The organism is Klebsiella sp. MS 92-3 (assembly GCF_000195655.1).
Lineage (GTDB): Bacteria > Pseudomonadota > Gammaproteobacteria > Enterobacterales > Enterobacteriaceae > Klebsiella > Klebsiella pneumoniae.
Map to the genome: position 1 here is coordinate 22,612 of NZ_GL882781.1, position 20,633 is coordinate 43,244.

Consider the following 20,633-nt stretch of genomic DNA (forward strand, 5'->3'; position numbering starts at 1 on the left):
GGCGGCAGGCCGCCAGTGACAGACAGACAGGATTAATCGTTGCCAAACAGATCGCGGGTATAAACCTTATCTGCGACATCCGCTAGCTCTTCCGCCATACGGTTGGAAATGATCACATCCGCCTCTTGTTTGAAGGCATTCAGGTCGCGCACGACGCGGGAGTTGAAGAACTCATCTTCCTGCATCACCGGTTCATAGATAATAACCGGAATACCTTTCGCCTTGATGCGCTTCATAATGCCCTGAATAGAAGAGGCGCGGAAGTTGTCTGAACCACTCTTCATGATCAGGCGATACACACCCACCACTTTCGGCTTACGAGCGAGAATAGAATCCGCGATAAAGTCTTTACGGGTACGGTTGGCATCGACGATAGCCGCGATGATATTGTTCGGGACCGATTCGTAGTTCGCCAACAGCTGCTTGGTATCTTTCGGCAGGCAGTAGCCGCCATAGCCAAAGGACGGGTTGTTGTAGTGGTTGCCGATACGCGGATCCAGGCATACCCCTTCGATAATCTGTTTGCTGTTCAGCCCCTGGCTTTCAGCATAGCTGTCGAGCTCGTTGAAATAGGCAACGCGCAGCGCCAGATAGGTGTTAGCGAACAGTTTGATCGCTTCCGCTTCGGTGGAGTCGGTAAACAGGGTTGGGATATCCTGCTTGATCGCGCCTTCTTTCAGCAGATCAGCAAAACGTTCGGCACGCGCAGAGCGCTCACCAATGACAATACGCGACGGGTGCAGGTTGTCGTACAGCGCACGTCCTTCACGCAGGAACTCCGGAGAGAAAATAACATTATCAATCCCTAAACGTTCTTTGATATCGCGGGTGAACCCCACCGGGATGGTCGATTTAATGATCATCACCGCGTTCGGGTTGATCTCTGTGACATCGCGAATAACCGCTTCCACCGTAGAGGTGTTGAAGTAGTTAGTTTTGGGATCATAATCGGTCGGCGTCGCAATGATCACGTAGTCCGCATTACGATAGGCGTCGTGCTTATCCGTGGTGGCACGGAAATTTAACGGTTTTTCTGCCAGATATTCCTGAATCTCTTTATCCACAATCGGAGAGATCTTCTGGTTAAGCATATCCACTTTGGCCTGTACGATATCCAGGGCCACCACTTCGTGGTTTTGCGCAATCAGGATACCGTTCGATAAACCAACATAACCTGTACCGGAAATAGTAATTTTCATTCGATTACACTTTAATCAGTTAACTGGGTAATGGCGGCTAGCCACGAATTTTAATAATGCTGTGCGCGGTTTTACGCTTTGACCAGTGGGATGTCAAGAATAAGCCATAAGGTCAAAAATACGATTAAAATCTGACCCTATGGCTTCCATTATGGATAATGCATTACTTGAGAAGAGCTAAAATCTCTTCGGTTTTTGCATTCATTAACGCAGTATCCGCTCTGGACTCAACGTTCAGACGCACCACCGGCTCCGTGTTGGACGTGCGCAGGTTAAAGCGCCACTCAGGGTATTCAATACTGATACCGTCCGTTGTGTCGATGTGTGCGGCCGCCGGCTCATACTGCGCCCGGATGCGCGCTATCGCCTCCGCCGCATTCCCCAGCTTGCGGTTGATCTCTCCCGACGCCGGGAACGCCGCCTGGCGGTCCGCCACCAGCGATTTCAGCGAACTGTTCTTCAGGCACAGCAGCTCCGCCACCAGCAGCCACGGGATCATCCCGCTGTCGCAGTAGGCGAAGTCGCGGAAGTAATGGTGCGCGCTCATCTCCCCGCCGTAGATGGCGTCTTCCTGGCGCATCCGCTCCTTGATGAACGCATGCCCCGTCTTCGACATCACCGGCTGGCCGCCGCTGCGGGTCACGATGTCCACCGTGTTCCATGTCAGACGCGGGTCGTGGATGATTTTCGCCCCCGGCTGCTTCTGCAGGAACGCCTCCGCCAGCAGGCCGACAATGTAGTACCCCTCGATAAACGACGCCTCGTCATCGAACAGGAAGCAGCGGTCGAAGTCGCCGTCAAAGGCGATACCCATGTCCGCCTGATGCGCACGCACCGCGTCGGCGGTGTCCTGGCGGCACTCCGGCAGCAGCGGGTTCGGGATACCGTTCGGGAAATGGCCGTCCGGCTGGTGATGCACCTTGATAAAGGTCACCGGCGCCCCGGCCGCCGCGAAGCGTTTCTCCACTTCATCAATCACGTGCCCCGCCGCCCCGTTGCCGGAGTTCACCACCAGCTTCAGCGGACGGGTAAAGTTCGCCAGGTCCACGTAGCCCATCAGGTGGTCGACGTACTCCTTCAGCACCGATATCTGGCGCAGGGTCCCGCGACGCGCCGGGTCCACCGGCGGGAACTGGTTCTCCTCCGCCAGGCGCTGGATATCCCGCAGGCCGGTGTCGCCGCTGATGGGCTTCGCGTTCTCGCGCACCAGCTTCATGCCGTTGTAGTTCATCGGGTTGTGGCTCGCCGTCACTTCGATACCGCCGTCCACCCCGAGGTGGAAGGTGGCGAAGTAAATCTCTTCCGTGCCGCTCAGGCCGATATCCAGCACGTCGGTGCCGGCGTCCATCAGCCCGCGGGCCAGCGCCAGCTTCAGCGACTCGCTGGTGAGGCGCACATCGCCCCCCACCACTATCTTCCCGGGTTTCAGAAATTCGCCGTAGGCGCGGCCGATACGGTAGGCGATGTCCTCGTTCAGCTCCTCGCCCAGTTCACCACGGATGTCATAAGCCTTAAAGCATGTTAACTGTGTCATTCTACGTTTGTCCCGAATAAAATTAGCAACGACCATACTGGTCTTTAATACGAATAATGTCGTCCTCGCCGAGGTACGCCCCCGACTGGATCTCCAGCACTTCCAACGGAATACGGCCCGGGTTTTCCAGGCTGTGCTCGGCGCCAATCGGAATAAAGGTGGACTGGTTCTCGGTCAGCAGGAACTGCTTGCCATTGACCGTCACCTGGCCGGTACCGGCGAGGATGACCCAGTGCTCGGCGCGGTGGTGGTGCATCTGCATCGAGAAGGCGCCGCCCGGTTTCACCGTAATGCGGTTGACGTTGAAGCGCGGGGTCTGGACCACCACGTCGCAGCGGCCCCAGGGACGGTAAATCTCGCGGTGGCGCTTGTACTCGCTGCGCTGGGTCTGCTTGAGGAACTCAACCGCCTTCTTCACGTCCTGGGAACGCTCGCGGTTCATCACCAGCACGGCGTCCTTGGTGCTGACAATCACCAGGTTCTCCACGCCGATGGCCGCCACCAGCTTCTCGTCGCTGTTGATGTAGCAGTTTTCGCTGTTGTGCACCCACGCGTCGCCGCTGAGGACGTTACCCTGCTCATCTTTCGGGCTGACCTCCCACAGGGCGGACCAGGAGCCGACGTCGCTCCAGTCGGCATCGAGACCGACCACCACCGCGTCGGCGGTTTTCTCCATCACCGCGTAGTCCACGGACTCGTCCGGGCACTCGCAGAAAATGTCATGCGGAATGCTGATGAAGTCGCTGCCGTTGTCGGCGGCATTCACCGCGGCCTGGCAGGCTTCGAGGATATCCGGGCGGAATTTGGCCAGCTCGGAAAGGTATTTTTTGGCGCGGAACATAAACATGCCGCTGTTCCAGTAGTACTCCCCGGAGGCGAGGTAAGCCTCGGCGCGCTCGCGGTCCGGCTTCTCCACGAAGCGGGCCACCTGGTACGGAGTGTGGGCGCTGTCGGTGAGGGCCACGCCGCGCTGGATGTAGCCGTAGCCGGTTTCCGGGGCGTTCGGCACGATACCGAAGGTGACCAGATGGCCTTCATCGGCATACTGCTCGGCGACGCGGATGGCGTCGTGGAAGACCGGCTGGTTATTGATGATATGGTCGGCGGCGAGGACCAGCATCAGCGGGTCATCGCCGTGACGGGTGGCCTGAAGGGCCGCCAGGGCGATGGCCGGGGCGGTGTTGCGCCCGACCGGCTCAAGAATAATGTTGTTGGACAGCTTGTTGAGCTGGCGCAGCTGTTCGGCCACCAGGAAGCGGTGCTCTTCGTTACAGATGACCATCGGTTCATGGATTTCAAGGCCCGAGAGTCGGGTGATGGTTTCCTGCAGCATGGAGTTCTGCCCGAACAGGCGGAGGAACTGTTTCGGGTAAAGCTCGCGAGACATCGGCCAGAGACGACTGCCGGTACCACCAGCCATTATCACAGGAAGTAACATATTAATTTCCTTTAATTAAAAACCCTGTTATTAAACACCCAGTAATTTACTGAGGCCAGAAGCAGACTAATATAGGAGTACAAGATAATAAATATGGCAAATTCTTAAAATGCTTAAGAATAAAATATTTAAATTATTTGATGAAAGAAGTAATTTAGTTAATTTTTTAAAATTAGGTATGAATATTTAAACAGTCAGGCCAAATGGCCTGACTGCAGGAAAAATTATTCCAGCCACTCGGTATGGAATACACCTTCCTTATCGGTACGCTTGTAAGTATGCGCGCCAAAGTAATCACGCTGAGCCTGAATCAGGTTAGCCGGCAGAATTGCGGAACGGTAGCTATCATAGTAGGCAATTGCGGCTGAGAACGTTGGTACCGGAATACCATTCTGCACGGCATAGGCTACAACATCACGCAGTGCCTGTTGATAGTCATCAGCGATCTGTTTGAAGTATGGAGCCAGTAGCAGGTTAGCAATGCCGGCGTTTTGCGCATAAGCATCGGTGATCTTCTGCAGGAACTGCGCACGAATGATGCAGCCAGCGCGGAAAATCTTAGCAATCTCGCCGTAGTTCAGATCCCAGTTGTATTCATCAGAAGCAGCACGCAGTTGGGAGAAGCCCTGAGCATAGGAAACGATTTTACCGAGGTACAACGCGCGACGCACTTTTTCGATAAATTCAGCTTTATCACCGGCCGGCTGAGCCTGCGGACCGCTCAGCACTTTCGAAGCGGCTACACGCTGATCTTTAAGCGAAGAAATATAGCGAGCAAACACAGACTCCGTGATCAGGGACAGAGGTTCCCCAAGATCCAGTGAGCTCTGACTGGTCCACTTACCAGTACCTTTGTTTGCTGCTTCATCAAGAATGACATCGACGAGGTATTTACCGTCTTCATCCTTCTTGGTGAAGATATCTTTGGTAATGTCGATCAGGTAGCTGCTCAGCTCGCCTTCGTTCCATTCGGTGAAGGTTTGCGCCAGCTCTTCGTTGGAAAGTGCCAGACCGCCTTTCAACAGCGCATAAGCTTCAGCAATCAGCTGCATGTCACCATACTCAATGCCGTTATGAACCATCTTCACATAATGGCCAGCACCGTCAGCACCGATATAGGTCACACATGGCTCACCGTCTTCAGCAACCGCAGCAATCTGCTTCAGAATCGGAGCAACTAACTCATAGGCTTCTTTCTGCCCACCAGGCATGATGGAAGGGCCTTTCAGAGCCCCTTCTTCACCGCCGGAGACACCGGTGCCGATAAAATTGAAACCTTCGGCAGATAGTTCACGGTTACGGCGAATAGTGTCCTGGAAGAAGGTATTGCCGCCATCAATGATGATGTCGCCTTTATCGAGGTAAGGCTTCAGGGAATCGATGGCGCTGTCGGTGCCAGCCCCGGCCTTCACCATTAACAGGATACGACGAGGTGTTTCGAGGGATTCAACGAACTCTTGTACTGTGTAGTAAGGAACCAGTTTCTTGCCTGGATTCTCGGCAATCACTTCTTCGGTCTTTTCACGGGAGCGGTTGAAAACGGAGACGGTATAACCACGGCTTTCAATGTTCAGCGCAAGGTTACGCCCCATCACAGCCATACCGACAACCCCGATCTGTTGCTTGGACATTACATTCTCCTATCAATATAAGGATTTTTACAACTACTTAGAACGAAAATCACTCTATATCCTAACTCAAGAATGTAAGCACGCATAGGAGATTACGTTCATGTAAGACATATAAATGAAATTTAATACAAATACCTTGGTAATAAGAACACAACAAATCCAACTCAACATTATACCGAAAGTATTAATTAACAAAACGTGCCAACAGGAACCTTCTTAATTTACCAATAAGTAAAACAGATGACAGAACATAAAACCCTCCACCTAAAGAAATCATTAATATTAAATAAACAACTTGCTCATTAATTGCATTTATGAAATCCAAACCATCAATAAAGTATAAAAAGGCCAGCATTCCGAAATTAATAAAAAATATTACAAAACATTTATTAAGCAAAGTAAAGAGTGACCCTTCGATTAATCGCATCATTAGAATCATTGCAGGAAAAAAATTTAATACATTAGCTATAAAATACAACTTAGAAAATGTGACAATATCAAAATTAACACCAATTAAAAAAGAGAGGACATATAGAAAAGTACCCAAAATGCCTAATTTGAGTAATAAATCAGTGCGGCCCTTGGCAATGAAAACTGTCCCAGTACTACTAAGCACTGCTTGAATAATTGCGGTTGGCGCTAACCATTTCAAAATTTCTGCAGTTAAGGTCCATTGATTCCCAAAAATTACAGATACAAAAGGTGAACTTAAATAAGCAAGCCCGCTCATCAACGGTACTACAAGATATAAAATCGAGAATACACAATTGGAGTAGGTTTTCCTTATAATCGCATTATCATTTTGATGATGACTTAAAATTGGCAAAAGCGATCGCGATACAACAAATGTAAGACTCTGTAAAGGAAAAAGCATGACTCTATAGGCGAGGCTGTATGCACCAAGAACTGAAGATGGCATAAAGCGTCCTATAATGAAACTATCTGTATTCCTTGAAAAATAATTAACAAAATTAAATAAAGAAAGATTAACGCTAAATCCAACTATTTGTTTTAACCCTGAAAATTTGAACATCATAGACAACTGAGGTCGCCATTTAGATATTTTCCAAAAAAGAATTGTTGAAATTACATTTAGGACGATCGTTTGAATAACTAGGCTATAAACACCATATCCTTGATAGGCCAAAATTAATGCAGATATCAAACCTATCAATGCTGAAAAAATTTCAATCAAGGAAATAACACGGAATTTCGATGCTCGTTCCAAAAGAGCAAGGTGAGCAGCTGAACTACTAGATATTGGAAATATTAAAGAAATCAATAATAATACATAAATCAGTTTGGGGGTATGAAAAAAGCTTGCTATTAATGGAGAGGCAAAAATTATAGCAACAGCAATAAAAAGCCCCATAAATAAATTCAACCAGAAAATCGAATTAATAATACCATCATCAATTTCTTTCCGTTGGATAATTGCAGCGGCAGTACCCAAGTCTCTTATTAATAGTCCGAAGTTAATTACAACCAAAGCCATGGCCATAATACCATATTCACTAGGGGGTATTAATCTTGCCAGATAAACAATATTTACCAACTGAACAATAACTTTGAAGAACTGAGAAAAGGCAACCCATTTTGCGCTATTAATTAAATTCATTATTGGTTTCTCATAACATATTACTTCTTCTCATTAATATCTAATAAACTCATAAACTTAGATTCAATACTTATATCACCAAAATATTTATTAACATCCTCTATTGATTGAAATGAATAACGTGATGATTGTCCTTTTTGAGCAGTTTTAATATGATGCATCATAGAATCTAAATCATCAAAGGTCTCTATTACGTCTCTTTGTAAAACAGAACTTGCCCAACCTAAAAATGGTGTATTTATTGCTAATATCTTAATACCAATTGTCAAACCGTAAAAGAAACTTCCGGATACAATCATATCCTCATCAGAATGGCTAATGATTAAAGCAGCACCTGTAGAAAGTAATTCCTTTGCTTTTTCGTCTGAAATATATTCAGGCATAAAAGTAACATTTTTTCTATTTTTACATAGTTCTTGTATCATTATTTTATATTCATCATCTTCACATGTTCCCATAATTATTAGATTTTTATTGGCGGGGAATGCACTAATAACATCTTCATACTTTTTATATTTTACAACTCGCCCAAAAATATAATAATTATCATTAGAAAAAGAACAGGCACTATCCTCAGTAGACTTAATAGGATAAATATATAAAGGATGGGGAATATAATGATATTTATTACCACAAACAACAGGAGAATGGATTATCACATGATCAGAGAATGAAGCTATCAAATTAACGATTCTTGTAGCTACTTTGATAAACCTAATATTTGTATTGTGTGGATATTTATTGTGCTGGACAAATATTATTTTTTTAAATTTTGCCTTCAATAATACTAATTTAATAAAAACCTTAATCACACCAGAAAAAGACAATTTACCATTTTTCTTAATTATTCCCGATTCTAACCAGTTTACAATTACGATATCATATCGTGTAAAATTTAGTTTCATCAACTCTTTAATAAGAAGGCTAAAATATAAATCATGAACAATACTAAACTTCGATAAAATCTCTTTTATTCGCGCTGGATAACTATTTGAACCACTATTTGCAGGAAAATAGTAAATATTCTTAATCATTTTATACGCCCCGTATATCTTAAAGAGAAAACAAGTACTTAAGCTTAGTATTTTTAATGTATCGATAAATGAGAATGGGAATAATTATACCCGCAAGCAAACCAATCGTCAGATGTGCAATCCAATCATTAACATGAAGAACTTTTATTAAAATCACTCTTGAACCACTAGCAACTAAGATATGTAATAAATAAATAATCATACTCATTTCTCCTAGAAGCGATAGTAACGGGAAATGAATACGACCTATTGCTAACGATACAGAAACAATGAAAAAAATTGATATAAATGCGAGACATAAACTAGCAATTCCAATATTGAAATAATGCAATTTTAATTCAAAGTGAAAATAATATTGCGAATAAAGAAATGCCATGAATAAAAACACAGCTATCGCAAATAAATAATGTCCGCTTAATTGCTTAGAAAAAAAATCATCTAACTTAAATTTATTAAAAAATACCCCTAAAACAAAAAAAACCATATATTGATTGATGTAATTGATATTATAGACAGTTCCAATTTTATCACTATATATATACACGCAAGAAAAAATAACGAACAAAACTATTATGCCGCGTTCAAAAAATCGTTTTGAGTATATTATGATTGATAGTACAAATATCATCAAAAGAGCATATAAAAACCAAAATTGCGCACGCGGATGTGAAAATAGCATCAACAGATCGGTAAACGAGGTCTTTGAGTTTGTAAACCTTGACAATAAAACCTCAATCGTGCCTTGAAGTAGTGACCATACTAAATAAGGATAAGCAATCGTTTTAAATTTATCAATGAAAAGAAGCAACTTTCCTTTCTTCTCAATCGACTTAATAAAAAACAAGCCAGACAGAAAAAAAAACAAAGGCATGTGGAAAGAATATATTATACTATCAACCAAATGATAAAGTTTTGATGGCATAATAATTCCAGCTGCTTGCAATCCTCTATTAACATGTCCAAAGACAACCAGTAGGATACCTATTCCCTTAGCATAGTCGACCCAACTTTCACGCATAGTTTGACTCATTAATTAACAGCCTTATTAAGTAAGATAATAGTTTACTATTTATATATGTATCTTGTTAAGATAATCATCAATAAGTTTTGCTGTTTTGTGCCATGTATATTTTTTCGAATGAACTAATCCTTTTGCCATTAATGATTTAGCGACATTAAAATCATTTATGACTTGAGTGAGTTTTTTTGAAATATCCATTGTATCATTTGGATTAGCTAATAGAGCAGCATCACCAGAAATCTCACCTAGAGAAGATGTATTTGAAGTGACCACCGGTACACCGCTAGCCATCGCCTCAATTACAGGCAAGCCGAACCCTTCATAAAATGACACAAAGATTAAAGCCTTTGCAGATCGGTATAATTTTGGAAGTTCAGTTTCAGGAATAAAACCAGTGAAGACCACTCTATTACTAAGTTTTAATAAATTTATTTTTTCTAAGATTTCAGAGTTAGCTTTTCCTGTAAAGACTAACTTAATACTTTCGTCAATATCTGCATGTTTAAAGGCCTCTAGAGTACCAAATTCGTTTTTATGTCCTTTTCTATTACTTACGCATAATATATACTCATATCCTAAATTTATTCTCTCACCTTCTGGTTGGAACTTTGGTGATACACCATTTCCGACATTCACGACTTTACTTGGCTCGATGCCTGCCCATTCAATAATTCTTTTACGAGAGAATTCGGAAACAGTAAATACATATTCCGCATGCAAACAGCCTCTTTTGAGAAAGGTGTTATAATAAGCTATTTTTAAAGGGCTACTGTTTTCTGGTCGATCTAAGTGATTTAAATCATGAACTGTTACAGCGTATGGAAGTCTTGTTTTAAAAGGAGAAATATAACCCGGCAAAAAAACCACTCCTTTTTTTATGTTCCTCAACTGGAACGCCATCCTGAATGTATCTATTGGTGACGCGGGGCTACCGCTGAATGGTAAAGGTGTATACTGATTTATATTGTTAACTCCCTCAAAAAATGTACCAATACCTCCAGCATTTTTCCATCTGGTATCAATGTAAATATTATTTTTCATTTCTGTCTCACATGTATTAATATGCTGATTTATTGACGAACCCTTTAAACACCGTCAAAAATATAATTTTTAAATCCAACCATAAACTCCACTCACGAATGTATTCAAGATCATACTCCACTCGTTTTTGCATTTTTTCAAGTGTATCAGTTTCCCCCCTCCATCCTTTAATTTGTGCTAAGCCTGTAATTCCTGGTTTAACTTTATGCCTAAGCATATACCCTTCAATTAATGTTCTATATTGCTCATTATGAGCCACCGCGTGGGGTCTCGGCCCAACAATAGACATGCTACCAAATAAAACATTAAAAAACTGCGGTAACTCATCAAGTGATGTTCTTCTTAAAAACCGCCCAACATTAGTAACACGCACATCTCCACGTACCGCCTGCGTAACAACATTGCCGTTCTCTTGTACAACCATAGTCCTGAATTTCCATACTTGTATAGATTTTCCGTCCATCCCATACCGCGTTTGTCGGAATAAAATAGGTCCTTTGGAAGAATATTTTACTATGCATGCAATGACTATCAATACAGGGGATATTAATATCAAAATTATCAAAGAAAGGACAATATCTTCCAGTCTTTTCAAAACACTGTTTATGCCGTTTAGGGGAGTGTCGAATAACGGTACAACAGGGACACCATTAACTTCTTCAGTACGTGATTGAAGGATGTTAAATGTGAAGATATCAGGAATTAGCAATACAGAACATGTGGTATCAGCCAATCCTTTTACTAATTTCTTTAATTTTTTATCGTCCTGCATATCCATTGCTATATATATCCTGTCAATCTCTCCTTTACGGGCTTCGCATATTAAATCCTCATATTTCCCACTATAAGGTAGACCTATTGAGTTCGTTGGGGGGCAATCACAGTAAATACCTTTTACTTTTAATCCAAGCCATGGTTCCTCGGCAAAACTTTTCATCAGATTAATACCAACAGGTATATTTCCCGCTAGAGCTACAATACGCGTGTTATAGCCTAATTTCCTAATAACATTCATTAGTGCCCGAATGGAAAAACGACTGACAATAAGGAAAAGGCTTACAATAATATACCAACAAAAGAAAAACTCTATTTCTAAATCATTACCTGCTAGAAATGATAAAATACCTGACGTAAATACAATACTTAATGTCCAATTTTGAATTATAATCTTCAATTCCGTAGAAATTTTCACCCCGCGCCAGGATCTATAAAAATCTGTAATACCACCAATCATCTGGAAACAAACAAGTACAATCAGGCTATTTATTAATGCAGTAGAATCATACATTTTTTGATATATTGCATTTGTAATATACATCCCCATAAATATCATAATTATGTCGGAGAATCTTTGTAGTATTGATATCAATGATGCATTAGTCTTTGACTTAGTTCTATGATGTAGTTTACTCATATTCGGTCCAAATTTCTTTGTTTAGACATCTATAACTCATTCATAACGTTCAGCTAAGAATTAGTATTCTATTTTTTTCTTATCTGAAAAAAATTTCCATTTCTGCTCTATATATGTATTGAGTTCTCTTTTAAAGCGGTCGGAAGAAAAAGATTGTGAATTTTCTTTACAATCTGAAGGTAATATTAAATTCTGGATTTTATCAAATTTTTTAACTGTCTCAACTAAGGAAGATATAGATTGCCTTTCAAAGAAGAGCCCTGTTGGGTTGCTTATTCCATAGGGTCTCACCGTTTCAAGCACACCTCCTTTGCCATATGCAATAACAGGTGTTCCACACGCTTGTGCTTCAACTGGTGTAATCCCAAAATCTTCTTCTGCTGCAAAAACAAAAGCTTTTGCTCTCCTCATATAGTCATGAAGAACCTGATCAGGTTGATAGCCTAAAATTTCAATATTAGATGCTGCTTTTTTCTTTACCTTGGGCATTTCACTGCCATCACCAATGACCACTAATCTTTTATCCGGCATGTTAGCGAAAGCTTCAACTATAAGATCCATTCTTTTATAAGGCACCATGCGTGAAGCCGTTAAATAAAAATCCTCTTTGTTGTCATTAAAATCAAACCGCTCTACTTCGACAGGAGGATAAATAACATCCGCATCTCTACCATAGACTTTTTTTACACGCCTTGAGATAAATTTTGAGTTCGCAATAAAATAATCAACTCCATTTGAAGTTCTCACATCCCACATTCTAATCTTATGAAGTAAATACTTAGCTAGTAAACCTTTGAGCCCTTTATCTAGTTTGGCTTCTTTTAGATACTGATGCTGTAAGTCCCATGCGTATCGGATAGGTGAATGCACATAACTGATATGTAATTGATCTGGTCCAGTCAAAACACCCTTTGCTACGGCATGGCTACTTGACAAAACGACATCATGTTTTGATACATCGATCTGTTCTATTGCTAATGGCATCAGTGGCAGATAAGTTTGGTATTTCTGTTTCGCTTTCGGTAAATGCTGTATAAAGGTTGTTGTGGACTTCTTGTGATTAAAATTAGCCCTAGCTTCATCAGATAAGAAGTCCACAATAGAATAGACATCAGAATCAGGGAACAATTCTATCATCTCTTTTACAACACGTTCAGCCCCTGCATATGTAACTAACCAATCAGCAACTATTCCAACACTTATATTGTTTTCTAACATAATAATTCCATGATTCATATGATGTGTATTCGGAAACCGGCTTTACTCAGATATATTTTATTTAAAATTAATCCTCATGCTTCAATATTCGTTCTTGCATTCAGAGATAGATATGCAAGAATAAATGCATATATCCATGATGTTGATGTAAGATATAAAGAACTAATTGAAACACTTCCCAATATATATAATACAATTACACCAAACATAAAAAAATCTCTTTCTCTAATTGTATAGTATAAAGCGTAAAGTAATATGAACACGTAAATTGTCATACCAATGAACCCAGAGAAACCGATAATAGAATATGCTCCTGACTCCACAGCGAATCCGCCTAAGCCACCATACCCTACTAAAAAATAAATGGGATCAGAATATATCGTTCTCATTGTATTAGTTACTTGAAGAAGTCTTTCATCAATTGAAGAACTGTCCGCAGTACCATAAATTAAGGAATCAATTTTTAATTTTACTAACTGTCCAAATGTGTCGAATAAATAATAATTATTATAGAAATAATACACGCTAACTATTATGACAAAAAAGAAAACAATTGATACAAACTTGACATGCATTTTACCTTTAATAAAAGTAAGAATGAATACGGTTGCCAATAAGACATAGCCTGTGGCATTGTTTTGCATCATTAGGCAAATAACATTCGTTATAAAAATTAGTATTTTAAAACCCTTGGAAATCGTTGAATGTAACAAAAAAAACAATGAAAGTGCTAATACAAATACATCTTGTGTAGGATAGCCAATTGATAGTCTTCCATACCAGTTCCTTGAGGGGAGACTATGATAATATGATGGAAAAAAGAAAATTATAGTAATTGTCAACAATGAATAAAAGAATGAAAAATATATATAAGAATTAATAACTTTTGATAAATGAAAGTTATTTATATAAATATATATAATAAAAAAGCAAAAAATTGTCCCAAGTGCCTTCATCCAAAATCCAAGCCCTCCACCAGTTGTAAGATTTCGCACATACACATCATTTTGGTTTACTAGCAATGTTGTGATCAAAGAATATGTACAGATCATTATGAGTGGAATGAGTAAAAAGATCGCCTTTTTGGTTAATGGCGTTTTCCTTATCACAAAGAAGCAAAATAGCCCACCAATAAAAATAGACATATCTCTTAGAAATGACAATGGGAAATAGTTTTTTGAAAACGTATCTCGTAATCCATCATTGACAGCAAAGAATAGTAAAATATAAAAAAATAAACTTACTACGGTTAGTAAATTACTTTTATTATTAATTTCGTTACTCTTTGACTCATATATTGTTTTCATAATGTCATTGTCATATAATAAATAAAACTTTAATGTGAATGTATACTTTAATTTTTTAAAGATAAATTCTCGTCAGTATTCTTTTTCAAAGTCATGTTGGCTTTAAAAATTCCAAAATTGTGCTCATTAAAAGATTTATTAGTTCCATCATCTTTTAAATCATACCACCATACGCCTTTGATATATGAGCGTTCTGACGCTAATTTAATATAATTTTTTCGGAAAATAGATGATTCAATTTCATTGACACCTCCTATTCCATCATAATTTGGTATTCCAATTTCTGTAATATAGATAGCAGTTTTTCTATTAGCAATGTTTGTTAATTTATCATAAAATTGATCAATTGCATTTAAGTTTGCTTCAGCAGTCCTCAATTGAATGTTTTCATTTTTGTAAGAATACGGATGGATTGATATACCATCAATATAATCAAGTATTCCTAATTCTATCAATTCATAGAACCATGCGTTATCACTGTCGGTAAGAGGATTAAATGATCCAGCCAGAATAATAGCATTGGGATCATTTTCTTTGATGATATGACTAACTCTTTTTACAATTTCAAAATATCCTTTTGCAGTGCCTGTGTTTTTCATTGCTGGCGGCATGCCAGTGCCATTCTTCCATTCATTCCATACTTCATAATATTTAATCTTACCTTTATTTTTTTTTACAACCCATTTTGTATAATTAGCAAATGCATTGATACCATCTCTGGTCGTTGGATATCCTCCATTATCGTATAGAGAATTACCATAATCTAAAATAAGGAGATTATTTAGACCGTATAACGATGATTGGTTAATAGCAGCATCCGTTTTCACTAAAGGCCTCGAAACAACATACTTACCTTTGGTTCGTTCAATTTTATTCCATTGATAATCAACTCTTATTGAACTTGCACCGATTTGTTTTAATGCCTTTAAGTAAACTACCGGATCTTCTGAATAACTATCAAAATGAGCACACACACCACGTTCAAAGGACAAGCCTTTATTACTAAAAGTAACAGTTAACGCTATTATGAGAAAGATAATTTTTTTATTCATCAGCTCCTCTTGATATTATTGGTAGTTAAAAACTACATTTTGTATGCAGAAATATATTTATTTGCCACATTATCTGGCGAAAACATTTTTTTTACATCTTCAGAAACTTCTGACATTACAGCGCTATTAACAACTTCATCAAACTCATCAATTAACGAATCAACCAATCTAATATTTGGCAGGATTTGACTTAACTCAGGTAGAGAGCCAACCTTTCTAGATATAACTAGTTTACCTGCTAATACACTCTCAACAACCACTCTTCCGAAAGGTTCATTCCATTTTATGGGTAGTATCACAATATCAACCATATTAAAGAATTTTTCAACCGGAACATACCCAAGGACATTGACATTGGCATCATTAGAAAACTTACTTAGCCTCTCCTTTTCTTTCTCACTTATATAATTACCAGCCGCAAAAAAAGTATAATTTCGATTATTTTTAGCTAGTTCGCAGTATTCCAGAAATCCTTTTTCTTCACTAAGTCGCCCTATAAATCCTACACGTTTATTTGTTAACTGAGTGCTTTCGCCTTGCTTGATAGCATTTACCACTACGGGATTATATATTGTTGTACATAAAGATTCTCTAAAAAAGCCATTATTTTTATGTAGATTTGTTATAAACTCACTGATTCCAATGAAAACATCTATTTTTGCGCTTTTTTTCTTCTTAAAAAATGACCATGCTTTTACGTTAAGAGACTTAACGTTCATATTTTCATTGTTTTTAAAAAGTGTACAATTAGGGTGCATGAGATAATAGTCTCTTGCTGTGTGGACTATTTTTATTTTATTTTTTTTAGCAACGGCCCATACTGAGGTTGAAAACCCTGATAGATTATTGGTATGCACAACATCAGGTTCTGTTTCCGTAAAAATATCTTTTACAGTTTTAATATATGCAGGGTTATAAATATCAATTATATGCCATAATAATCTCTTAAATTTACTTTGCTTCTTTTGATTAAATGGCCAATAGAGATTTTTTATTGGTAACTTTATGATTTTCACACCACCAATATTATCTCTTTCCTGTTTCAATCCTTCAGATAAAGAAACTACTGTAACATTATTTCCTTTAGCGACTAATTCTTCAGCAAGTATTTGAACTGAAACCTCAGCACCGCCAATTCTATATGGATAATATAGCGTATTAAATAACACAATGTTCACTTTATCACCTATAAAAACTTGTTAGGCATGCTCATTAACATGCCTAATTTGTTTAAAGTTAATATTAAATATTAAGATTTATTTGAATAATTGTATCCATAGTAGTTGTATCCATACCCATAATAACTACTAGCTTTTTTGACTACTCCGTTTAATATACATCCTTTTACGTTGACGCCACTCTGTTCAAAACGCGTTATACTTACTTCAATTTCTTTAACTGTATTAGATTCAAACCGTGCCACAAGTAGTGTGGTTCCAGCATATCGACCAATTATTGCTGCGTCTGTAACTGCCAAAATTGGAGGTGTATCGATAATGACTAAATCATATTTTGCAGATGCCCAAGCAAGCAACTTTTCGAACCGTGGATGCATCAAAAGTTCAGCAGGATTAGGAGGCACTTGCCCGCGCCCTATATAGTCGAATTGCCCATCGGGTACAGAGATAATTGTTTCCTCGACATTAGCCTGCCCCGAAAGTATGTCAGATAAGCCAGATTTGCCTTCGTTACCTAACATTTTATGCACATAGCCTTTCCTTAAATCCGCATCTATAAATAGTACTGACTTATTTGCTAGCGAAATTGTTGCGGCTAAATTGGTACTAACGAATGTTTTGCCTGCGTTTGGGCTTGCACCAGAAATCATTAGAACATTATTTTTTGCCTCTAACATAGCAAAATGCAAACTAGTCCTTAGACTCCTTATAGCTTCAACAGCCAAGTCAGTAGGATTCTCCACTGCCAGTAATTTATCTGATTCATTATTTTTCCTTTTCCTCTTATCTGAAGCTTTCAATAACCACTCAGAAACCGGAATACTTGCATAAACATTAATTCCCATTTCTTCTAATTGTTCTGGAGATTCAATACCTCTTCTGAGAAGGAATCGCAACATTATTAATGCGACTGAAAAAAAGAGACCCAGAATAAATCCGATTATGCAAATCAATATTTTTTTAGGCTTAATTGGCTTCGGATCTGTAATTGAATCATCAACAATTCTGACATTCCCAATCGCGCTCGATTTTGCAATACTTAGTTCCTGTTGACGATTTAAAAGTTGTAGGTATACAGCTCTTCCTGATTCAACATCACGGCTTAACCTCAGGACTTCTTGTTGAGTTGATGGCATTCCGCTTACGCGTTTATTTAGTTTAGTTTTTTCTTGCTGCAAAGTTTGCCGTTTTTCAATCAACGCTTTATATGTTGGATGTTCTTTGGTGTATAGTTGTGAAATCTCAGCTTCTCTAAATGTTAATTCATTTAGTTGATTATCGACATTAACTATTTGATCTAAAACAGATTTAGCTTCCATAGAAAGGTCAACAGAATCTTTTTCTTTTCTATAAGAATTCAGTTTATCTTCTGCAATATCTAAATCAGCGCGAACTTTAGGCAACTGCTGGTTCAAGAAATCTAAACTTTTCGCATCTTGTGCTGCTTGTCGCTCAACATTTTGTTCCAAATAATTATTAGCTATACTATTTAAAGTTTTAGATATTAAATTCGGATCTGTACCTGTGAGAGTCAGGCCTAGCATTCCCGTATCTTTTCCTTGATCGGATACGTTAAACGCCTCAAGTAAATTATTTATTGCTTTTAGACGGCTTAAATATTTTACTTCAAAACTTGCACCCGGCTCAGCATTAATTTCAGTGATTAAGATCCGTAATTTATCCTTGTCTAACATTTCCCCTTTAATACCATCCACTTTAAAACCATCACCTTCAACAGTAAAGTGTTTATCATCCTTAATCGTGATAATTATTTCAGGGTCTGTTGAATCTTCTTTTCTCTCAATATACAACTTATCTATTTTAATAGATTCATTTTTATTATTTAAGATTCTCGAGATACCTTTCCCTATTATTGGAAAGTATTCCTTTTCCACTTGAGTTTGTAAATTCAAATCGTCAACTGTTTTTCCCAGTATCATTCGTGATTGTAATAATGATATTTCGGGAGCTGACTGAAGTTGACCATCAGGTAACATCTGACTCAAACTACTTAATATTGCATTGCCTTGCTTTTGTTCGACTTGAATAAGCGCATTTGCTTGATAGATAGGGGTAGCCATTAAAGCGTACAATACTGCGATAACAGTAAACCCTGTAGTGATGCCAATAATAAGCTTTCTACAATCGATAAGCTCACCAACGATACGCCCAAGCTCAAGTTCGTTTGCTTCAGAACGCTGTTGCCTATTATCTTTTGTGTTCATTATATGTTTCCCAGAATTACTTTGCTAATTTAGCAGCCCATAGTTCGCAAGATTTTTCTATCAGTTGGTATACCGATTCAAATGCTTCCTCGCTTTTACGATATGGATCGGGTATTTGCTTTGAATTCATCCAATATCCTAATAGCATTACCTTACCTCTTGCTTGAGGTGCTATCTTAGATATTTCTTCTATATGCTTATTCTCCATAACTAAGATGAGTTCATATTCTCTTGCCATTGAAGAAGAAAACTGCCTACCTTTGTGACCAGTTAAACTTAATCCATGTTTACTAGATATATATATTGCCATATCATCCGCTGGATTATCGACCATTGCGCCAACTCCAGCAGAATCAATTCTTTTATGAGGTAAGCATTTACGCAACATTCTCTCAGCAATTGGAGAGCGACAAATATTGCCAGTACAAATTACTAATATTGAATCAAACATTACTATGGCCAATCCTTGATGAATTTTGCTGTTTCTGTCATGTCATGAACGCCGGTAATTGTTGGTACAAGTTGCGAGATTACACGATTCCACCGTACCAATGGTGCTGTTGTAACATAAACAATATCGTACGGTTGTAATTGAAATTCTGTTCCCAGAACCATTGCTGAAGCATCTTGTGCATTTAGCTGGTAAATGTTAGCTATTTTACCTTGCTTATCACCCTTCAACTGGCGAATAACAAATACCCCAGTAGCATCACTGAAGGCCTGCGACATTCCTTCAGCATTTCCTAAGGCTTCAGCAACTGTCATACCACTGCGATCCATTTTTAAAGTACTTTGTTTACCAACCTCACCCATGACAAATACTTTTAGATCGTCATTACGCGGCACAAAAAGAATATCGCCTGGATATAACAGATGATTTTGGGTCAAATCCCCTTTCTGCATTAATGCATATAATGAGATTTTTGTGTCTTTTCCGTTATGTGTTAATACAACATTTCGCCAGTCGGCATCAGGTGCAAGCCCACCTGCCGCATTAATGGCATCCATCACCGTTAATGGGATATTGGTAATTGGCTGCTGTCCTGATTTAGTAACCTCACCTGTCACATAGGCTTTTTGCGAACGAAATGCAGCCACACTTACATCTACTTGAGGACTTTCAATATATGTTGTCAAACGGCTAGCTATATCCTGGCGTACCTGGCTAAGCGTTTTCCCCGCCACCTGCACTTTACCGATATAAGGATAGAAAATGGTACCGTCGGAGTTAACCCAGTTGCCGGTATCGCTGGCGCTGCGGTATTGGCCTGCAGGAGTAGTTAGTTCAGGGTGGTCCCATACGGTAACCATCAGTACGTCACCTACCCCAATGCGATATTCATAACTACGGAGTAAGTTATCCAGTTGCGGATTGGGACGAGCCAGAACGGTTTCTGGGCGAAGTTGATCAATCAATCCTGGTGTCATCGGATATACATTGACCAACTTATCCAAATCGTAATCACTATCTGGGAGTTCAACCACGTTCTTACGCAGACTGTTTAATCCCTGACCAGGGATGATTGTACAACCCGATAAAAACCCAATTGCCAATGCTAATGCCGAAAATCTAACAAGTTTTTTCTTCATAATGTCACATCATCAGTAAACCAAAATTTGCCAATTCCTGAGCAGCTGTGTTAGCCGTTACTTCCCTGCAGGCTTACGGAGAGAAAAAAACTGACCGCGTCCTGCAGCGCTACCACCCTCTCTCCCCTATTTT

General features: G+C 39.6%; 16 protein-coding genes. All 16 read right to left on the reverse strand.

Annotation, left to right across the window (positions count from 1 at the left end; all coding sequences use genetic code 11):
• Window positions 1-32 precede the first annotated feature (32 nt).
• The gene (gene ugd, locus HMPREF9538_RS18490; protein WP_009484573.1) at window positions 33-1,199 is read right to left on the reverse strand and encodes a UDP-glucose 6-dehydrogenase; all 1,167 of its coding nucleotides are present in this window, start codon (window positions 1,197-1,199) and stop codon (window positions 33-35) included.
• Between the two features lie 163 nt (window positions 1,200-1,362).
• Complete coding sequence (gene rfbK, locus HMPREF9538_RS18485; RefSeq protein ID WP_004899416.1) at window positions 1,363-2,733, reverse strand: O9 family phosphomannomutase RfbK; 1,371 nt, start codon at window positions 2,731-2,733, stop codon at window positions 1,363-1,365.
• Window positions 2,734-2,755: 22 nt separating this feature from the next.
• Window positions 2,756-4,171 carry a mannose-1-phosphate guanylyltransferase/mannose-6-phosphate isomerase gene (locus HMPREF9538_RS18480; protein WP_009484575.1) on the reverse strand — a complete coding sequence of 472 codons (1,416 nt, stop codon included), beginning with the start codon at window positions 4,169-4,171 and terminating at the stop codon, window positions 2,756-2,758.
• A gap of 224 nt (window positions 4,172-4,395) precedes the next feature.
• On the reverse strand, window positions 4,396-5,802 hold the full coding sequence (gene gndA / locus HMPREF9538_RS18475; protein ID WP_009484576.1) for an NADP-dependent phosphogluconate dehydrogenase: 1,407 nt from the start codon (window positions 5,800-5,802) through the stop codon (window positions 4,396-4,398).
• A 184-nt stretch (window positions 5,803-5,986) separates the two neighbouring features.
• Complete coding sequence (locus HMPREF9538_RS18470; RefSeq protein ID WP_009484577.1) at window positions 5,987-7,420, reverse strand: lipopolysaccharide biosynthesis protein; 1,434 nt, start codon at window positions 7,418-7,420, stop codon at window positions 5,987-5,989.
• Between the two features lie 20 nt (window positions 7,421-7,440).
• The gene (locus tag HMPREF9538_RS18465) at window positions 7,441-8,454 is read right to left on the reverse strand and encodes a hypothetical protein (RefSeq protein ID WP_009484578.1); all 1,014 of its coding nucleotides are present in this window, start codon (window positions 8,452-8,454) and stop codon (window positions 7,441-7,443) included.
• A 19-nt stretch (window positions 8,455-8,473) separates the two neighbouring features.
• Window positions 8,474-9,484 carry an acyltransferase family protein gene (locus tag HMPREF9538_RS18460; protein ID WP_009484579.1) on the reverse strand — a complete coding sequence of 337 codons (1,011 nt, stop codon included), beginning with the start codon at window positions 9,482-9,484 and terminating at the stop codon, window positions 8,474-8,476.
• A 39-nt stretch (window positions 9,485-9,523) separates the two neighbouring features.
• Window positions 9,524-10,516, reverse strand: a complete 993-nt coding sequence (locus tag HMPREF9538_RS29610) for a glycosyltransferase family 4 protein (RefSeq protein WP_009484580.1) — start codon at window positions 10,514-10,516, stop codon at window positions 9,524-9,526.
• 16 nt (window positions 10,517-10,532) lie between these two features.
• Window positions 10,533-11,930: an undecaprenyl-phosphate glucose phosphotransferase gene (wcaJ, locus tag HMPREF9538_RS18455; protein WP_020317077.1), complete on the reverse strand. Its 1,398-nt coding sequence runs from the start codon at window positions 11,928-11,930 to the stop codon at window positions 10,533-10,535.
• Window positions 11,931-11,990: 60 nt separating this feature from the next.
• The gene (locus HMPREF9538_RS18450) at window positions 11,991-13,148 is read right to left on the reverse strand and encodes a glycosyltransferase family 4 protein (protein WP_020317088.1); all 1,158 of its coding nucleotides are present in this window, start codon (window positions 13,146-13,148) and stop codon (window positions 11,991-11,993) included.
• Window positions 13,149-13,222: 74 nt separating this feature from the next.
• Window positions 13,223-14,455, reverse strand: a complete 1,233-nt coding sequence (locus tag HMPREF9538_RS29615; protein WP_009484583.1) for a hypothetical protein — start codon at window positions 14,453-14,455, stop codon at window positions 13,223-13,225.
• A gap of 47 nt (window positions 14,456-14,502) precedes the next feature.
• Window positions 14,503-15,507: a cellulase family glycosylhydrolase gene (locus tag HMPREF9538_RS18445; RefSeq protein WP_009484584.1), complete on the reverse strand. Its 1,005-nt coding sequence runs from the start codon at window positions 15,505-15,507 to the stop codon at window positions 14,503-14,505.
• A gap of 32 nt (window positions 15,508-15,539) precedes the next feature.
• A complete protein-coding gene (locus tag HMPREF9538_RS18440) occupies window positions 15,540-16,685 on the reverse strand; it encodes a glycosyltransferase family 4 protein (RefSeq protein ID WP_020317072.1) in 1,146 nt (381 codons plus the stop codon).
• A 71-nt stretch (window positions 16,686-16,756) separates the two neighbouring features.
• Window positions 16,757-18,910 carry a polysaccharide biosynthesis tyrosine autokinase gene (locus HMPREF9538_RS18435; RefSeq protein ID WP_009484586.1) on the reverse strand — a complete coding sequence of 718 codons (2,154 nt, stop codon included), beginning with the start codon at window positions 18,908-18,910 and terminating at the stop codon, window positions 16,757-16,759.
• Between the two features lie 16 nt (window positions 18,911-18,926).
• On the reverse strand, window positions 18,927-19,361 hold the full coding sequence (locus HMPREF9538_RS0127270; RefSeq protein WP_020317086.1) for a low molecular weight phosphotyrosine protein phosphatase: 435 nt from the start codon (window positions 19,359-19,361) through the stop codon (window positions 18,927-18,929).
• A 2-nt stretch (window positions 19,362-19,363) separates the two neighbouring features.
• Window positions 19,364-20,500, reverse strand: coding sequence for a polysaccharide export protein (locus HMPREF9538_RS18430; RefSeq protein ID WP_009484588.1), 1,137 nt, complete (start codon window positions 20,498-20,500; stop codon window positions 19,364-19,366).
• Window positions 20,501-20,633: the final 133 nt, after the last annotated feature.